15 protein-coding genes are annotated in these 15,309 nt (G+C 62.7%); 6 read left to right on the top strand and 9 right to left on the bottom strand.

From position 1 onward, the window contains the following. Window positions 1–51: 51 nt before the first annotated feature. Window positions 52–486, bottom strand: coding sequence for a hotdog fold thioesterase (locus tag D9M09_RS11930; RefSeq protein WP_121669362.1), 435 nt, complete (start codon window positions 484–486; stop codon window positions 52–54). Window positions 487–628: 142 nt separating this feature from the next. Here D9M09_RS11930 and lpxO point away from each other — a divergent pair, with 142 nt between their 5' ends. The 3 genes from lpxO to fdx all read left to right on the top strand — a co-directional run bounded on the left by lpxO (window position 629) and on the right by fdx (window position 2,406). Next, complete coding sequence (gene lpxO / locus D9M09_RS11925) at window positions 629–1,528, top strand: lipid A hydroxylase LpxO (protein WP_034787360.1); 900 nt, start codon at window positions 629–631, stop codon at window positions 1,526–1,528. Window positions 1,529–1,613: 85 nt separating this feature from the next. Continuing rightward, window positions 1,614–2,012, top strand: coding sequence for a DUF6331 family protein (locus D9M09_RS11920; protein ID WP_121669361.1), 399 nt, complete (start codon window positions 1,614–1,616; stop codon window positions 2,010–2,012). A 61-nt stretch (window positions 2,013–2,073) separates the two neighbouring features. After that, a complete protein-coding gene (gene fdx / locus D9M09_RS11915) occupies window positions 2,074–2,406 on the top strand; it encodes an ISC system 2Fe-2S type ferredoxin (RefSeq protein ID WP_070310802.1) in 333 nt (110 codons plus the stop codon). Between the two features lie 31 nt (window positions 2,407–2,437). On the opposite strand, the gene D9M09_RS11910 is transcribed toward fdx, so the two are convergent. After that, entirely contained in the window at window positions 2,438–4,486 is a 2,049-nt protein-coding gene (locus D9M09_RS11910; protein ID WP_121669360.1) for a M13 family metallopeptidase, read from the bottom strand. A 119-nt stretch (window positions 4,487–4,605) separates the two neighbouring features. Next, entirely contained in the window at window positions 4,606–5,331 is a 726-nt protein-coding gene (locus D9M09_RS11905; RefSeq protein ID WP_162995643.1) for a hypothetical protein, read from the bottom strand. Between the two features lie 156 nt (window positions 5,332–5,487). Here D9M09_RS11905 and D9M09_RS11900 point away from each other — a divergent pair, with 156 nt between their 5' ends. Continuing rightward, window positions 5,488–5,724 carry a DUF7661 family protein gene (locus tag D9M09_RS11900; RefSeq protein ID WP_070288283.1) on the top strand — a complete coding sequence of 79 codons (237 nt, stop codon included), beginning with the start codon at window positions 5,488–5,490 and terminating at the stop codon, window positions 5,722–5,724. A gap of 12 nt (window positions 5,725–5,736) precedes the next feature. Here the strand turns inward: D9M09_RS11900 and D9M09_RS11895 are convergent, their stop codons facing one another. From D9M09_RS11895 to D9M09_RS11870, 6 genes are all read right to left on the bottom strand, one after another. Next, window positions 5,737–6,306, bottom strand: a complete 570-nt coding sequence (locus tag D9M09_RS11895; RefSeq protein WP_070288282.1) for a DUF1439 domain-containing protein — start codon at window positions 6,304–6,306, stop codon at window positions 5,737–5,739. Window positions 6,307–6,533: 227 nt separating this feature from the next. Continuing rightward, window positions 6,534–7,472 (bottom strand): hypothetical protein, encoded by a 939-nt coding sequence (locus D9M09_RS11890; RefSeq protein ID WP_121669358.1) that lies wholly within the window; start codon window positions 7,470–7,472, stop codon window positions 6,534–6,536. A gap of 35 nt (window positions 7,473–7,507) precedes the next feature. After that, window positions 7,508–7,951, bottom strand: coding sequence for a hemerythrin domain-containing protein (locus D9M09_RS11885; RefSeq protein WP_121669357.1), 444 nt, complete (start codon window positions 7,949–7,951; stop codon window positions 7,508–7,510). Between the two features lie 105 nt (window positions 7,952–8,056). After that, window positions 8,057–9,412, bottom strand: a complete 1,356-nt coding sequence (gene prsR, locus D9M09_RS11880; protein WP_121669356.1) for a PEP-CTERM-box response regulator transcription factor — start codon at window positions 9,410–9,412, stop codon at window positions 8,057–8,059. Window positions 9,413–9,427: 15 nt separating this feature from the next. Further along, entirely contained in the window at window positions 9,428–11,530 is a 2,103-nt protein-coding gene (gene prsK, locus D9M09_RS11875) for an XrtA/PEP-CTERM system histidine kinase PrsK (protein ID WP_121669355.1), read from the bottom strand. After that, a complete protein-coding gene (locus D9M09_RS11870; RefSeq protein ID WP_070310810.1) occupies window positions 11,527–12,915 on the bottom strand; it encodes a TIGR03013 family XrtA/PEP-CTERM system glycosyltransferase in 1,389 nt (462 codons plus the stop codon). The genes prsK and D9M09_RS11870 overlap by 4 nt, the downstream gene beginning before the upstream one ends. Here D9M09_RS11870 and D9M09_RS28930 point away from each other — a divergent pair. Both D9M09_RS28930 and nadB read left to right on the top strand, forming a co-directional pair. Next, window positions 12,895–13,074, top strand: coding sequence for a hypothetical protein (locus D9M09_RS28930; RefSeq protein ID WP_139143629.1), 180 nt, complete (start codon window positions 12,895–12,897; stop codon window positions 13,072–13,074). The two genes, D9M09_RS11870 and D9M09_RS28930, sit on opposite strands and share 21 nt — an antisense overlap. A gap of 46 nt (window positions 13,075–13,120) precedes the next feature. After that, a complete protein-coding gene (nadB, locus tag D9M09_RS11865; RefSeq protein WP_070218697.1) occupies window positions 13,121–14,734 on the top strand; it encodes an L-aspartate oxidase in 1,614 nt (537 codons plus the stop codon). Window positions 14,735–15,309 lie beyond the last annotated feature (575 nt).

The raw sequence follows: 15,309 nt of genomic DNA, 5'->3' as shown, positions 1-15,309 counted from the left end.
GATTCCACGCGCTCGCTTTTAGTGCCTTGATGCAAGTCAAGAACCGCCGCGTCAACCTGCGCCCGGAGTGTCGATAACGGCCATGGTGATGCGCGAGATGCAGCACAGTTTGCCGTCGTCGTCGCTGATGCGGATTTCCCAGACCTGGCTGGCGCGGCCCCGGTGGATGGGCGTGGCGCGCCCCGTCACGTGGCCGCCGCGCACGCCGCGCACGTGGTTGGCGTTGATTTCCTGCCCCACGCTGACCTGCCGGCGGCTGTCGAGGCAGGCATTCGCGGCCATGCTGCCCAGGGTTTCGGCCAGCAGGACGGACGCGCCGCCATGCAGCAGCTTGAAAGGCTGCATGGTGCGGTGGTCGACGGGCATGGTCGCCTCGATCCAGTCGGGGCCGAAGGCCGAGAATTCGATGCCCAGGTGGCGCATGGCCGTGCCCTCGCTGGCGGCGTTGAGGGCGGCCAGGTCGAGCGGTGCGTGCCAGATTTCCATTGTTACCCCTTCAGTGATGAAATAAAGCCATTGTAGGACAGAGCGCCAGCGCGCGCCGCTTCATCTTTCCTTCACCGTGGCACGGGGTAGCCGGGGCATTAACTGGTTATAATTGCCCCATTCTTTCAAAACGAGGTTGTGTATGAAGTGGGCCTTGCTGGGCATTTTTGTGTTTTCTGTTTTACATATTCATTTTCGAGGCAAGGTGCGCCTGCCGTTTCGCCGCCAGATCTTCGATCACTCCTCGTTCATGGCGCCGCTGAACCTGTTCATGCATACCTTTTCCAAGGTGCCGGCCACGCCCTATCTGTCCGTCGATCAATTTCCGGAACTGGCGCCGCTGCAGCAGAACTGGCAAATCATCCGCGATGAAGCGCTGCGCATGCAGGAAATGAAAAAGATCAAGGCGGCCGAAAAGAACAATGACGTGGGCTTCAATTCCTTCTTCAAGTATGGCTGGAAGCGTTTCTACCTGAAATGGTATGACGCGAACCACCCGTCGGCACAGCAGATGTGCCCGCAAACCTATGCGCTGCTGCAATCGATTCCGTCCATCAAGGCGGCCATGTTCGCGGAACTGCCGCAAGGCGGCAAGCTCAACCCGCACCGCGACCCGTTCGCCGGTTCGCTGCGCTACCACCTGGGCCTGCAGACGCCGAACGACGACCGCTGCTTCATCGACGTCGATGGCGAACGCCACAGCTGGCGCGACGGCCAGGCCGTGATGTTCGATGAAACGTATATCCACTGGGCCCGCAACGATGCCGACAGCGACCGCATCATCCTGTTCTGCGACATCGAGCGCCCGATGCGCTACCGCTGGGCGCAAGGCTTGAACCGCTGGCTGGGCCGCACGCTGATGACGGCCGCCGCCTCGCCCAACGAACTGGGCGACCAGGTGGGCGGCGTGAGTAAATTGTTCCAGATTTCCTGGACCATGGGCCAGTACCGCCGCCGCTTCAAGGCGTGGAACAAGACGGCCTACCAGGTCACCCGCGTGGCGCTGGTGGTCGGCATCATCGCGCTGATCTATTTTATTTAAGCGCCTTGCTTGCACCGCATTGGAAAGCCGCCTTCGGGCGGTTTTTTTTATAATGCGATGCCACCGACCCGGAGAATGTTGAAAAATGACCGAACGCGACCGCCAGTACGATATCCAGATCGGCGACGACGCCTGGATCGAATTCATCGATCTTGACGGCCGCTATGACCAGGCGATCGACATCGATGCCTTGCTGGGGGAACTGTGGCAGCTGATCTGCCGGCTGGAAACGCATTGCGTGGCCGGCTGCTGCGGCATGGATGCCTACGATTTTACGCGCGCAGCCATCGATACGGCCTTGCTGGAACTCGATCGCGCGCAGCTGCATGCCGCCTGCGCGCAGGCCAGGGCCGCCGTGACGGCGGTGGCCAGCGATGTCTTGACGAGCGCCACGATGAATCACTTTGCGGATAAACGCGTGTTCTTGCAATTGCTCGATCATCTCGACGCGTGCATCGTCGCACAGGATCGCGCAGGGGCTTGACCTTGCCAAGGCGGGAAGGCCCAAGGTGACGGTATTGCAAGATAACCGAGGAGAATCCCGCATGCCAAAAATCACCGTCCTGCCCCATCCCGAGCTCGCTCCCGACGGCGCCGTCTTCGACGCGCCCGAGCAAATGAGCATCTGCGACGCCTTGCTGCTTCACAAGATAGACATCGAACATGCCTGCGGCCAGGTGGGCGCCTGTTCCACCTGCCACGTGGTCGTGGTGCGGGGTTTCGACTCGCTCAACGCACTGGGCGACAATGAAGAAGACATGCTCGACCAGGCCTGGGGCTTGCAACCCCACTCGCGCCTGTCCTGCCAGGCGCGCGTGTCAAACGAAGACCTGACGGTCGAACTGCCCCGGTACACGCTCAACCACGCCAAGGAATAGTCCCCGGCGCGGCGAGCCGCTTAAACCATGCTTACCACATGATCACGCGCTGCTCGGGCGGCAGGTACATCGGGTCGCCCGGCTTGATGCCGAACGCCTCATAAAAGCCGGGCTGGTTCTTGACCGTGCCCTTGGCGCGGAATTCGCCCGGCGAATGGGGGTCGCTCTTGATCTGGGCGATCGCCGCTTCGGGACGCAGTTTCGCGCGCCATTTCTGCGCAAAGCCGATGTACAGGCGCTGTTCGCCCGTCAAACCGTCGATGACGGGCGACGGCTTGCCGCCCAGCGAACGCTGGTAAGCCTTGTAGGTGATCGACAGGCCGGAATTGTCGCCGATGTTTTCGCCCAGGGTCAGCTCGCCATTGATGTGGTAGCCCGGCACGGGGCTGTAGGCGCCGTACTGCTTGACGAGGCCGGCGGCCAGCGCCTTGAAGGCCGCGCGGTCTTGCGCCGTCCACCAGTTGCGCAGGCGGCCCTTGGCATCGTACTGGCTGCCAGAATCATCGAAGGCATGGCTGATCTCATGGCCGAAGGTGATGCCCAGCAAGCCGTAATTGACGGCGTCTTCCGCTTTCACGTTGAAGAATGGCGGCTGCAAAATGGCGGCCGGGATGGTGATGGCGTTCAGCGCGGGGCTGTAGCTGGCGTTGACGGTTTGCGGCGTCATCGACCATTCGTCGCGGTCGACGGGCTTGCCCAGCTTGGCCAGGTTTTGCTGGCGGCTCCATACGCGCGAGGCGCGCACGTTGGCGATCAGGTCGTTCGGCCGCGTCTGCATGCTGCTGTAGTCGCGCCAGGTATCGGGATACGCGATCTTCGGCTTCAGGGCTGCCAGCTTGAGCTGCGCTTCCTTCTTGGTTTCCGGACCCATCCAGTCGAGCTGCTCGATGCCCTCCTTGAACGAGGCGACGAAATTGTCGAACATGGCCATCACGCGGGGCCGGGTTTCCGGCGGCAGATACATGTCCACGTAGCGCTTGCCGACGGCGTCGCTGATGGCGTTATCCGTGAAGCGCAGCGCCAGCTGCCACTGCGGTTCGCTTTGCGGCACGCCGCGCAGCACCGTGCCGTCGAAGGCGAAACGCTCCTTGACGGTGGCGCTGTCCAGGTAGGAAGCATAGCTTTCGATGATGCGCCAGTTCAGGTAGCTCTTCCACGATGCCAGCGGCACGGCGGCCACGGTCTCGGAAAAACCGCTGAGGAAGCTGGGCTGGCGTACCACGCCCGAGCTTTCCTTTTTCGCCAGGCCGGCGGCGGCAAAGTAGGCTTTCCAGTCGAAGGCGGGCGCCAGTGCCGCGAACTTGTCGAAATCGACGCGGTTGTACGACTTGACGGGATCGCGCATCTGCACGCGCGTCCACTGCACGGCCGCCAGGCGCGTTTCGATGTCGAGGATCTGCGCCGCGTGTTCGGCCGCGGCCTTGTCGCCGCTCATGGCCAGCATGGTCTCGATATGCTTGAGGTACTTGGCGCGCACGGCTTGCAACTTGGCGTCGTCATCCTTCAGGTAGTAATCGCGGTCGGGCAAGCCCAGGCCGGACTGGCTGATGTTGACCGTGTAGCGCTCCGGGTCTTGCGCATCGGGCGCCACATAGGCGGAAAACGGCGTCTGGATGCCATTGCCTTGCAAATAAGCAAACAGCGCCGGCAAGTCCTTCTTGTCCTTGATGGCGGCGACGCGGGCGAGCTCGGCCTTCAGGGGCTTGAAGCCGGCCGCATCGCGCGCCTTGTCGTTCATGAAACTCGTGTACAGGTCGGCGATCTTGTGCGCCTCGCTGCCGGGCTTGCCCGGATTCTTGACGGTGGCATCGATCAGGCCGCGCAGCTGGCCTTGCGCGATTTCACGCAATTCGATATACGTGCCCCAGACGGATTTGTCAGCCGGGATTTCCGTATTGCGGGTCCACACGCCGTTGACGTAGCCGTAGAAATCATCCCTGGGACTGACGGCCGGGTCCAGCGTTTTCAGGTCGATGCCGGAGACGGGTGCAGCAGCAGTTACGGCTTGCTGGGCGTACAGCGATGGCGAAGATAAGGCGAACAAAGCGCAGCAGGCGGCGCTGATAAGCGAACGTTTCACGAAGATTCCTTTAATTGTTTTCACTTCATGTTGGAGAACATGCTGTGTCCAGGCATGCGAGGCAGGATTATAGTCGGCCAACCTTCGTGGAAACAATGTCCGTTGAACAATTCCAGTGATCAGCGGCTCAGGAGCTCAAACAGGTCTGCGCCTTGCTTGGCGCCCTGATTGCGCTGCATGTCGGCCAGCGAACCCGGCGTAGGCGCGCCATCGCCGGCCGCGTGATTGAAATAGTTAAAATCGAGCTTGATTTTGTCTTGCAGGCCGCTCGCGTAATTCTCAGGATACTGTGCCTGTTCCAGCTGCGGCAATGCATTGAAATGCGCCAGCGCCGACTTGAAGAAATTGGTCATCTTGCCGGTGGTATTGTATTCCTGCATGGCTTGCGCCACGACCTGGCTGCGCCACGCCTGCTCTTCATCATAGGCCTGCGTATAGGCGGCGCGCCGCTCGTTGACCGTAAATGTCCCGCTGTCGTCGTGCGTGATGGTGGCCAATTGCTCGCGCGACAAGCCCGCAAACGGATTGGGACCCTTGTTATCGATAAACGCGGCCGCGGCCGCGGCCGACCTGGCCGATGCCGCGTCATTTGGTTGCGGCAGCTGCTGTGCGGCGGCCGCCTTGTGTTCGGCGTCCAGCGGATACAGGATGCTGCTGATATTGTCATTGACCCATGCGCCCAGCGATCGATGATCGTAACCCTCGATAGCGGCGCTGGTCGCCGTCGCGGCCGTCGACAAACGCCCGGCCAGGGTCGAAATCACGACCGCGTCCGCGACGGCGCCGACGCCGGCTGGCGCCTGGGTTGTCTGGGCCTTGTCCGATGCTGCCTTGCCTGATGACACCTTGTTGCCTTCCGCGGCAGACAGTGCCCCTGGTTGGATTCCCGCCGTGCTGATATTGACCATTGTCCGCCCCTGGATCAGTAAATGTTACTATATAAGTAAATATTACTATAGCACAACAAATGTCAAACCTGGGCAAGGGAACGGAGCAGCTTGATGCAGGAATACAGATTCAATATTTTCGGCACGCTGATCGCCATCCGGGGCAATCCGGGAGCATGGCGCGCCTTCTACCTGGGTGCGGAAGGCAAGCGCCGCCCCGCCGATTTCATTATTCCAGACGATATTCAAGGCGACGCGCTATGCGAATACCTGGCCGACCTGTTCCATGAAGAAGCGACGCCACGCAATAACACGGCCAAGCAACTCGCCGCTCCCGCATTCCGGGCCTAAGCTACTTCACCGCTACTTCACCGGCTCGAACGTCACCGTCAAGCCATTGCCCGTGGTCCTGATCTGCGTGGGCACGAATTGCACGCCCGCATAGCGCAATTCGTCGGGCTTGAAGGTGTAGATCGGCGTTTCATGCATGAGCTGGTCGGCCACCAGGCTGGCCACCTTGGCGAACTGGCGCTGCTGCGCCTCGTCCATGCCGTCGATGCTCACCTTGTCCACGCTCGCTTCGCTCAGGTAGACGGCGTTGCGCTGCGCGTCGAGCACCAAACGGCCCGACATGGCCAGACTGCCGCGCCAGGTCTGGCGGATGAACGGCGGCATCACGCTGGCGTCCACGCTCAAGGCGACGCGCTCGCGCTCGGGCTGCAAGGACAGCTGCGGGCGGGTCAGCTTGACGTCCAGCACGGACAGTACCCGTTTATCGATGGGAAAGCGGCGCTCGAGGCCTTGCTGCATCTTGCTGAGCGACACATTCACGTCGCGCGGGCCGATCAGGGTGGAACACGAGGCCAGCACGCTGCAGGCAAAGGCGGCGATGGCGGCGGTTTTCAGCAAGGGACGGATGGTGCTCACGTTCATGGATAGTCTCGGTGGAAAGATGGCGTCATCTTACACATGCGTCTGCTTTCACGCAAAAACCGGCGCCCACCTTGCAGCGGGCGCCGGTTTTTCTCATGTTGGCCTGGTCTGGGCCTTGTCAGCGGACGAACAGGGCGATCAGTATGACGATGGGTAATGGAATGCCCAACAGCAGCAAGAGGATGGAACGCATGGCAGACTCCTTGATTTATCTAATAGGTAGGGGTTCAGATGGTGACGTGGCGCAACACACGCTCATGGTCGCGCTGGCGGCCGCCGAACGTTGCCGCCAGGCTAGCCACGAAAGCGCCGAGCAGCAAGGCGACGAACATCCACAGTGCCGTGTGGGCGCCGGCCTTGCGGGCCGTTTCCGCCGCTTGCTGGGCGGCAGCCTTCGCATCGGCGGCAGCTTTCACGGCACGCGCATAGACGGCGTCGACGCGCGCTTCCGCTTCAGCCTGCGTCACGCCCGTGCGGCTGGCCACGACCTGGCCCAGGTAGGCGCGGTCATCGGCGGCCAGGCTGCCCGTGGACAGGCTGGTGGCGAAGATCTTGCCGATTTCCATGCGCTGGTCGGCGACGGTCGCGCCAGGATTCGCCATCGCTGGCGTGCCGGTCGCAGCTGGCGCTGGCGCCGCGCGCAGCAGCATGTCCGAGAAATAATCGAGCGGATTGGCGCCGCCGCCCTCGCCTTGCCTGGCGCTGGCGGCACCTGCTGCACCTGCGCCCGCCCCCACGGTCGGGCCAACTGCCGCCGCCACGCCGCTGCCCGCATCGATGGCGCCGCTCAGCACGGCGCGCGTGCCGCCGGCCAGCACGGCCACGGTGATCAGGGTAGCCACGGCCCAGGCCAGCAAGCCGTGCGCCGTATCGCGGAAATGCACTTCATCCGTGTGAATGGCGCTCCATTTCACGCGCAGACGGCCCGCCATGTAGCCGCCGATGCCGGAGGCGGCCAGTTGCATGAAGGCCAGCCAGGCAATGGTCGACATGCCGATGGCCGTGGCGTTGAACGACCACGGCGATACGGACGACAGGCCCAGGCCCACGCCGAGGATCAGCAGGATGAAGGACAAGGCGGCCGCCGCGGCGGCGCCCGCCAGCACGGCGCCCCAGGACACGCCCGGGTTGTTCAGGTCCGATACGGACAATTGTGTAGCTTGCATGAAATACTCCCTTGGTTGTTGATTTTTTATGCCGTTCAGGCGGCGACGCCCGTCAGCTGTTCCTTGCGCGCGGCCATTTCCTTGCCCAGCGCGTCGAGGTCGACGGCCGTATCGCGTACCTTGGGAAACATGTCGCCCTCTTCTTCCTGGACGTGGTGCTCGATCTGCTCGGACAGGACCTTGACCTTGGCGTCGTACAGGTCGTCGGCGGGGTCCATCGCGGTAATTTGCGCGATGAGTTCCTTGGCGCTCGCGTGCTCGACGAGGGCTTCATCCATCAGGTCACCATCGTGGATGGGACGACGCACGGCCGGGTAGAAGATTTCTTCTTCCAGCTGCGTGTGCACGGTCAATTCCTGGCAGATCTGGTCGGCCAGCTTTTTCTTGGTGGCAAATGAGCGGTTGCTCAAGCCTTCATACTGGGCAAACAGGGCTTTGACGGCCTTGTGGTCCTGCATTAATAAACTGATCGCATTCATGACGCCTCCTCGTTGTTGATGAGGCTAGGATGCGCCACGGCGGCGCCTGCGTATGTGCGACGCCTTACACAATCTTGATATTTGATACACATCAGTGCACGGACACTATTTGATGCCGTGGTGGTTCATCAAGTCGTACAGCGTGGGCCGGCTGACGCCCAGCAGTTCGGCCGCCTTGGCGATATTGCCGTCGGCCCGCGCCAGCGCGCGCACCATGACCTTGTATTCGGCTCCGTCGCGTGCCTGGCGCAGGTTCAGCGATTCGTCCTGGGGCGCCGCCTGGGCGCCGGCGGGCAAGCCCAGGTCGTCGGCGGCGATCTGCGGCCCGTCGCTCATGATGACGGCCCGCTTGATGCAGTTTTCCACTTCGCGCACGTTGCCTGGCCAGCCATAGCTTTCGATCAGCTGCAGCGCGCCGGCGCTGAAATGCAGGTTGCCGCGCCCTTCGCTGGCGCAGAACTTGTTCTTGAAATGATGGGCCAGCAATGCCGCATCGCCAGCCCGCTCGCGCAGCGGCGGTATGCGCAGCACGATCTCGCTAAGGCGGTAAAACAGGTCTTCGCGGAAACGGCCCTGTTCCGCCAGCACCTTTACATCCTGGTGCGTGGCGCAGACAATGCGCACGTCGACGGCGATCTCGGCCCGTCCGCCCACCCGTTCGATGATTCTCTCCTGCAGGAAACGCAGCAGTTTCGCCTGCAGCGCCATCGGCATGTCGCCGATTTCATCGAGAAAGAAAGTGCCGCCGTGGGCCAGCTCGATCTTGCCCAGCGTTTGCCGCGCCGCGCCCGTAAACGCCCCCCGCTCATAACCGAACAGCTCGCTTTCCAGCAGGTTTTCCGGGATGGCCGCACAATTGATGGCGACAAAACGCTGGGCATGGCGGCTCGACAGCGCATGCAAGCCCCGCGCGATCAGTTCCTTGCCGCTGCCCGAGTCGCCCAGCAGCATCACGCTGGCCGACGAGGGCGCCACTTTTTCCACGCTGCGGCACAGTTTGAGCATGCCGGGATCGCGGCTGACGATGCCCGCCAGGGGCGAGTCGGCCTGCGTCTGCAGCATGCGGCGGTTTTCCTGCTGCATCGCGTGCAGGTAGAACGCGCGGGCGATGACCAGGCCCAGCATGTCGGCCTCGAACGGTTTCTGGTGGAAATCGTAGGCGCCCAGCGCGATGGCTTTCAAGGCATGCGCGCGCTCCTGGTTGCCCGACAAAATGATGACTTTCGTGTCCGGCGCCAGCGCGAGGATTTGCTGCAGCGTAGCCAGGCCTTCCGTGGCGCCGTCCGGGTCGGGCGGCAAGCCCAGGTCCATCGTCACGACGGCAGGCTGGTGGCGCCGCACCAGCGCCAGCGCCGCCTCGCGCTCGCCCGCCAGCAAGACCTCATAACCGTCGAAACTCCAGTGCAGCTGCTTTTGCAGGCCGGGATCGTCTTCGATGACTAGCAACTTTTGCTTGGCCATGCGTATCAGCTCCTGTCAGTGAATAGGGCAACGGAAGTCCGGGGTCAGCGCCGACGGCGCTGCCCCCAAAGGCGCATGCAGCGGCAGGATCACGCGAAACGTCGTGCCCACCTGCGGTTCGCTGCGCACTTCCAGGCTGCCGCCCACTTCGCGCAGGTACTCGCGGCTTTCGAACACGCCGATGCCCATGCCCGCCGTCTTGGTCGTGTCGAACGGCTTGAACAAGCGTTCGCGGATGAACTGTTCGCTCATGCCCTGCCCCGTATCGTCGAGCTCGACGACTGCCGTATGCTCTTCGCGCCGCAGCCGCACGTCCACCTTGCCGTCGCTGGCCGTGGCCTCGATGGCGTTCTGGATCAAGTGGCCCAGCACCCGTTCCAGCCGCGCGCGGTTGGCCAGCACCGTCAGTTCGCCATCGACGATTTCCAGCCGGGGCGCCGGCGCCAGGCTCGCCTTGGCGGCCACGGCCTGGCGCAGCAAACCGTCGAGCAGCAGCGGCGCGGGCGCTTCCGGCGCCTCGCCGCGCGCCAGCTTCTGCAGCAGGGTCTTCATTTTCTGCACGGAATGGTCCAAGGTGCCCAGCATGTCTTCCTGAAAGGCGGGATTGGCGCGGTGCTTTTCCGCATTGCTCAGTAACAGGGACAACTGGAACACGAGGTTCTTGAGGTCGTGCACGATGAAAGTCGACATGCGGTTGAACGACTCGAACTGACGCGCCACCGTCAGCGTATCGAGCGATTCGCGGTGCGCCAGGTAGCTGGCGGCCTGGCTGCCGGCAATTTTCAGCACGTCGAGGATTTCCCAGTTCAAGCCGATGTGCGTGCGTGGCCGCGCCAGCGCGACAAAGGCGAACAACTGGCCATGCAGCATCAGGGGCACCAGCAGCCACACGTCGGGCAGCGCCAGCAGCGCGGGCGGCAACAGCAAGCCGCCGTACTGGCGCGGGTTGTGCTCGCAGTCGGGCACGTCGATCACCCATTGCCGCGCCTCCAGAAACTGGCACAGCCTGCCGGACGCCGGCTCGCTCCACGTGCTCGGCGGCCAGTTCCAGCTGGCGGCCGGGGCAAACAGGCCAGGTTCGCGCAGTATCCACAGCGCGCCGGCGCGGCTTTCCACCAGTTTCGCCATGGCCTGTATCGTGCGCTCGCCCAGGGCCGGCCCGTCTTCCGACAAGGCCCGCGTAAACCGCAGCCATTCCTCGCGGTAGTCGAAGATGGCATTGTAAAAATGTTTATTGATAGTCACCTTGAGCTTGGCGCGGAGGCTGCCCGAAAACAGCACGCCCGCCAGCAGCAGGGCCGCGCCGCCCAGGTAAGCCATCTGCATCAAGGAACCCCAGGTGCCGCCGAAGTAGCGCAAATAATAGGCGCTGGCCGCCATGGCCAGTAGGTAAATGGCCGAGCCCAGCAAGGCGGCCGAGCGGTACAGCATCTGGCGCGAGACGGACAAGCCCAGCGCCCAGCCCGGATTGCGCGCCGCCGAGACGGCCAGCAGCGGCGCGCACAGGGCGTCGACGATGCCGCGCGCGGCCCAGATGTCATCGTTGACCGCGCGAAACAGCAAGGCATCGCTGTACAGATAGAAATCGTAGGCAAACAGCCCGCCCACGCCCAGGCACGCAAACTTGATGCCCCACCGTTTCAAGGGCGGCGTGTTGCGGTACCACTGTTCCACCAGCAACATGCCCAGCACGGCCAGCAGCAAACGGCAGACACTGGCGATGATGCGCGCCGGCAAAGGCAGCGCCAGCCAGGAGGAAGCCACGGAGAGCAGCCAGGGCGCCAGCGCCGTGAGAACGATGCCGGCCAGCACGAGGCGCAGGCGGGGCCGCGACGGTTCGATCAGCAGCAGCAAAAACACCAGCCAGGCCAGGGTGCGCAGCAATTCGAGCGCATCGCCGGCCAGCGCGATGCGTTGCCCCAGCAGCACCAGCACCACCGTGCCCGTGGCCCAGACTCCCGTCGCCAGGCACGCGACCAGCAAGGCGCGCACGTTCTGCCGCGCGCGCCAATTGCTGATGAGCAGCAGCGCCAGCACGAAAAAAGCCAGCGATGCCAGACCATGGCTGAGCGCCGCCGCATCGGCCGCCGCCAGCCAGGCCGACTGTGCCCGCATCATCGGCTGCCCTTGCCAAACAGTACCACCTGCACCGTGTCGAGCAAAATCAGCAAGTCGAGGAACAGGCTATTGTTTTTCACATAATACAGATCGTATTGCAGCTTCTTGACGGCATCGTCGACGGAAGCGCCATACTGGTAGCGCACCTGCGCCAGACCCGTGATGCCAGGCTTGATGTTGTGACGAATGTTGTAGTACGGCACCTGCTCCTTCAATTGCTCGACAAAATACGCGCGCTCGGGACGGGGGCCCACGAAACTCATTTCGCCGCGAAACACATTGAGCATCTGCGGCAGTTCGTCGATGCGCAGCTTGCGGATCAGATTGCCCACGCGCGTGATGCGCGCATCGTTGGCCAGGGCCCAGATGGGCTTGCCGTCGCGCTCGGCATCGCAACGCATGCTGCGAAATTTCAGCACCTTGAAAGGCAGGCCATCGCGCCCCACCCGCTCTTGCTGGTAAAACACGGGGCCGCCGTCTTCCAGGCGGATGCACAGGGCCGTCACCAGCATCACGGGCAGCGTGGCCAGGCAGATAACCGCGCTGGCCGCCAGATCGAACAAACGCTTCGACGCGGCGCGGAAAAAACTCTGGTCGAAACCGCCGCCATAGATCAGATAGCTCGGTTGCAAGGAATCGATGCGGATCTGGCATGCTTCGCGTTCGAAAAACGTGGCCGCGTCGATCACCTTGACGCCGCCCAGCGCGCATTCCAGCAATTGCTTGGCAGGAAACGCGCCATTGCGCCGGTCGCTGACGGACACGACGATTTCATGCGCGGCGTGGCGCTGCGCCGTGGCCAGCAGCGACGGTCCGGCCGGCAGCAAGGCCGAGGCCGGCACGCAGCATTGCTCGCCCGCCACATCGATGCAGCCGACCACCGTAAATTGATGGAAGCCGATCTTGCTGGCCGCCAAGTCCATGCATTCGCGCGCCAGCGCCCCGCCGCCCACCAGGATCAGCCGGCCTTCCATCAGCGCCGATTGCGAGGATTTGAATACCACCAGGCGCGCCAGCAGCACGCCAATGGCGCCCAGGCCGAAGATCATCGCACTGCCGCGCCCGAATTGCAGCGTCGGAATGAAGCGTATCAGGACGCTGAGCACGGCAAAACCCAGCGCGAACGAAGGCAGGATGCGCAATAAGGTGTTGCGGATGTCTTCGCGCGAGCGGTGCTGGTACATGCCCAGCGCACTCATGCTCAGGACCATGACCAGCGCAAAGATGGCGGACGACAGGTAAATATCGCCCACGCGCAGCACGCGGCTGCCGTCCGCCAGCCACAGCAAGGACGTCAGGGTGGCCGACAGCAGCAGGAGCAGGATTTCCAGCAACAGCAAGATAAACGCTGTTTTCGAGACATAATGGCTGAAGATGCGGATCATGGTTCCCCCTGCGGCAAAAAGCACCAGGCGGCGCGCAAGGCGGGCCGCTGCTGGTCTTGCCATGATGGCGAACTGTTCCAAGAAGACATTGATGCGCCACAAGCTACAGCCCCAGCGATCTTTCACTGGCAGAATTTATCTCAATACATTACCGAATGAGGGGAAATGGCATATAGTATGCTTCCCCTAAAAGAAGATAAATGTCATGAAATTTGATGTAGCGATTGTCGGCAGTGGCCTGGCGGGTTTATCGGTTGCACTGCATTTAGCTGAGACGCGCACCGTCGCGATCATTTCCAAACGCGCGCTGCTCGATGGCGCCAGCAACTGGGCGCAGGGCGGCATCGCGGCCGTGCTGGACTCCGGCGACAGCCACCAGCAGCACATCGAAGACACCCTGATCGCCGGCGGCGGCCTGTGCGACGAGAGCGCCACGCGCTACATCGTCGAGCACGGCCGCGAAGCGATCGAATGGCTGATCGAGCAAGGCGTGCCGTTCACGCGCGACGCCTCGGCCGAGCTGGGTTTCCACCTGACCCGCGAAGGCGGCCACAGCCAGCGCCGCATCATCCACGCGGCCGACGCCACCGGGCACGCCGTGCAAGTGACCCTGGAAGAAAAGGTGCGCGCCCACCCGAACATCAGCCTGTTCGAACACCATTGCGCGATCGACCTGATCACCTCCGACAAGCTGGGCATGAAACCGACCCAGCGCAATGCGCAACCGCATTGCCACGGCCTGTACGTGCAGGATGAGCAAACGGGCAAGGTGCACACGTTTGCCGCCGAGCACACCGTGCTGGCCACGGGCGGCGCCGGCAAGGTGTATTTATATACCACCAACCCCGACACGGCCAGCGGCGACGGCATCGCCATGGCCTGGCGCGCCGGCTGCCGCGTGTCGAACATGGAATTCATCCAGTTCCACCCGACCTGTTTGTACCACCCATATGCGAAGTCGTTCCTGATCACCGAAGCCATCCGCGGCGAAGGCGGCTTGCTGAAACTGCCGCCTGAAGCGGGCGCGGCTGCCGGCCAGCGCTTCATGCTGGCCCACGACGAGCGGGCCGAACTGGCGCCGCGCGACGTGGTGGCGCGCGCCATCGACTTCGAGATCAAGAAGCGGGGCCTCGACTACGTGCACCTCGATATCAGCCACAAACCGGCCGAATTCCTCATCGAACACTTCCCCACCATTTACGCGCGCTGCCTGGAACTGGGCATCGACATCACCAAGCAGCCGATTCCCATCGTGCCCGCCGCCCACTACACGTGCGGCGGCGTCGTGACGGACCTGTCCGGCCGTGCCGACTTGCCGGGCCTGTATGCGGTCGGCGAGACGGCGTGCACGGGCTTGCATGGCGCGAACCGCCTGGCGAGTAATTCCTTGCTGGAATGCATCGTCATCGGCCGCGCCTGCGCGCAGGATATCGAAAGCAAGGAAAAGCTGGGCACGCCCTACCTGCCCGACTGGGATGAAAGCCGCGTCACGGATGCGGACGAGGAAGTGGTAATTTCCCACAATTGGGACGAGCTGCGCCGCTTCATGTGGAATTACGTGGGCATCGTGCGCACGACCAAGCGTTTGGAGCGGGCCCAGCACCGCATTGCGCTCTTGAAGGAAGAAATCGACGAGTACTACCGCAACTTCCGCATCACGCACGATTTACTGGAATTGCGCAACCTCGTCGACGTGGCCTCGATGATCGTCAACAGCGCCCTGTCCCGCCGCGAAAGCCGTGGCCTGCACTTCAGCCGCGATTATCCGGAAACCTTGCCGAAGGCCATCGCCAGCGTGCTGACGCCGCCGCACCGCTAAGCCACCAGGCCCTTCCATCATGGAACCCATGCAAGGTCCGGGGTCGTACCCTGAGGGTACGACCCCAATCTGTGTCTTGGGGGAACGCCATTTGCTGGAGGCGCCCAGCGCTGCAGGCATCGCGCAATCACCGAAACTGAATGCAAATGTTGAATAAGAGACTTTTTAATGCCATTGCATCCGCGGTGGACCTGGATGACCCTGCAGAACAATCTTCAGCGCAGCGCTTCATGATTGAGGCTATCGGCAGAGTGACTGCCCAATTGCCAGCGGTTGCCAGGTCAGCGGCAGCGGTGGCGAATCGATACATCACCGGTGAAACGTAGGATGTATGTTTTAGGGCGGAACCGGGTAACGACGGCAACCGGCCATAAGCAGACAAAAAACCACGGGAAAGACCATGAAGATCAAACCCTTTCCTATGAAATCCTTGTCGGCCGAGGTGGTAACGTACTACAGGGATCAAGGCCATATCACCGGCCCGTTTAGGATCAGCGCCTGGACCGGCCCCGGGCAGTACACGGTCCCGTAGCGTCAGGCTTGACTGCCTGTCGCCCATCATTTAAGTTGATGCA

The sequence above is a fragment of the Janthinobacterium agaricidamnosum genome (genome assembly GCF_003667705.1).
Lineage (GTDB): Bacteria > Pseudomonadota > Gammaproteobacteria > Burkholderiales > Burkholderiaceae_D > Janthinobacterium.
Note: the sequence above shows the minus strand (reverse complement) of the source record. Positions and strands in the feature narration are given on the sequence as shown.

What these genes read in the sequence shown, in the direction of transcription:
- D9M09_RS11930 (WP_121669362.1), bottom strand. Translation starts at nt 486, where the DNA reads ATGGAAATCTGGCACGCACCGCTCGACCTGGCCGCCCTCAACGCCGCC.
- lpxO (WP_034787360.1), top strand. Translation starts at nt 629, where the DNA reads ATGAAGTGGGCCTTGCTGGGCATTTTTGTGTTTTCTGTTTTACATATT.
- D9M09_RS11920 (WP_121669361.1), top strand. Translation starts at nt 1,614, where the DNA reads ATGACCGAACGCGACCGCCAGTACGATATCCAGATCGGCGACGACGCC.
- fdx (WP_070310802.1), top strand. Translation starts at nt 2,074, where the DNA reads ATGCCAAAAATCACCGTCCTGCCCCATCCCGAGCTCGCTCCCGACGGC.
- D9M09_RS11900 (WP_070288283.1), top strand. Translation starts at nt 5,488, where the DNA reads ATGCAGGAATACAGATTCAATATTTTCGGCACGCTGATCGCCATCCGG.
- D9M09_RS11895 (WP_070288282.1), bottom strand. Translation starts at nt 6,306, where the DNA reads ATGAACGTGAGCACCATCCGTCCCTTGCTGAAAACCGCCGCCATCGCC.
- D9M09_RS11890 (WP_121669358.1), bottom strand. Translation starts at nt 7,472, where the DNA reads ATGCAAGCTACACAATTGTCCGTATCGGACCTGAACAACCCGGGCGTG.
- D9M09_RS11885 (WP_121669357.1), bottom strand. Translation starts at nt 7,951, where the DNA reads ATGAATGCGATCAGTTTATTAATGCAGGACCACAAGGCCGTCAAAGCC.
- prsR (WP_121669356.1), bottom strand. Translation starts at nt 9,412, where the DNA reads ATGGCCAAGCAAAAGTTGCTAGTCATCGAAGACGATCCCGGCCTGCAA.
- prsK (WP_121669355.1), bottom strand. Translation starts at nt 11,530, where the DNA reads ATGATGCGGGCACAGTCGGCCTGGCTGGCGGCGGCCGATGCGGCGGCG.
- D9M09_RS28930 (WP_139143629.1), top strand. Translation starts at nt 12,895, where the DNA reads ATGGCTGAAGATGCGGATCATGGTTCCCCCTGCGGCAAAAAGCACCAG.
- D9M09_RS11870 (WP_070310810.1), bottom strand. Translation starts at nt 12,915, where the DNA reads ATGATCCGCATCTTCAGCCATTATGTCTCGAAAACAGCGTTTATCTTG.
- nadB (WP_070218697.1), top strand. Translation starts at nt 13,121, where the DNA reads ATGAAATTTGATGTAGCGATTGTCGGCAGTGGCCTGGCGGGTTTATCG.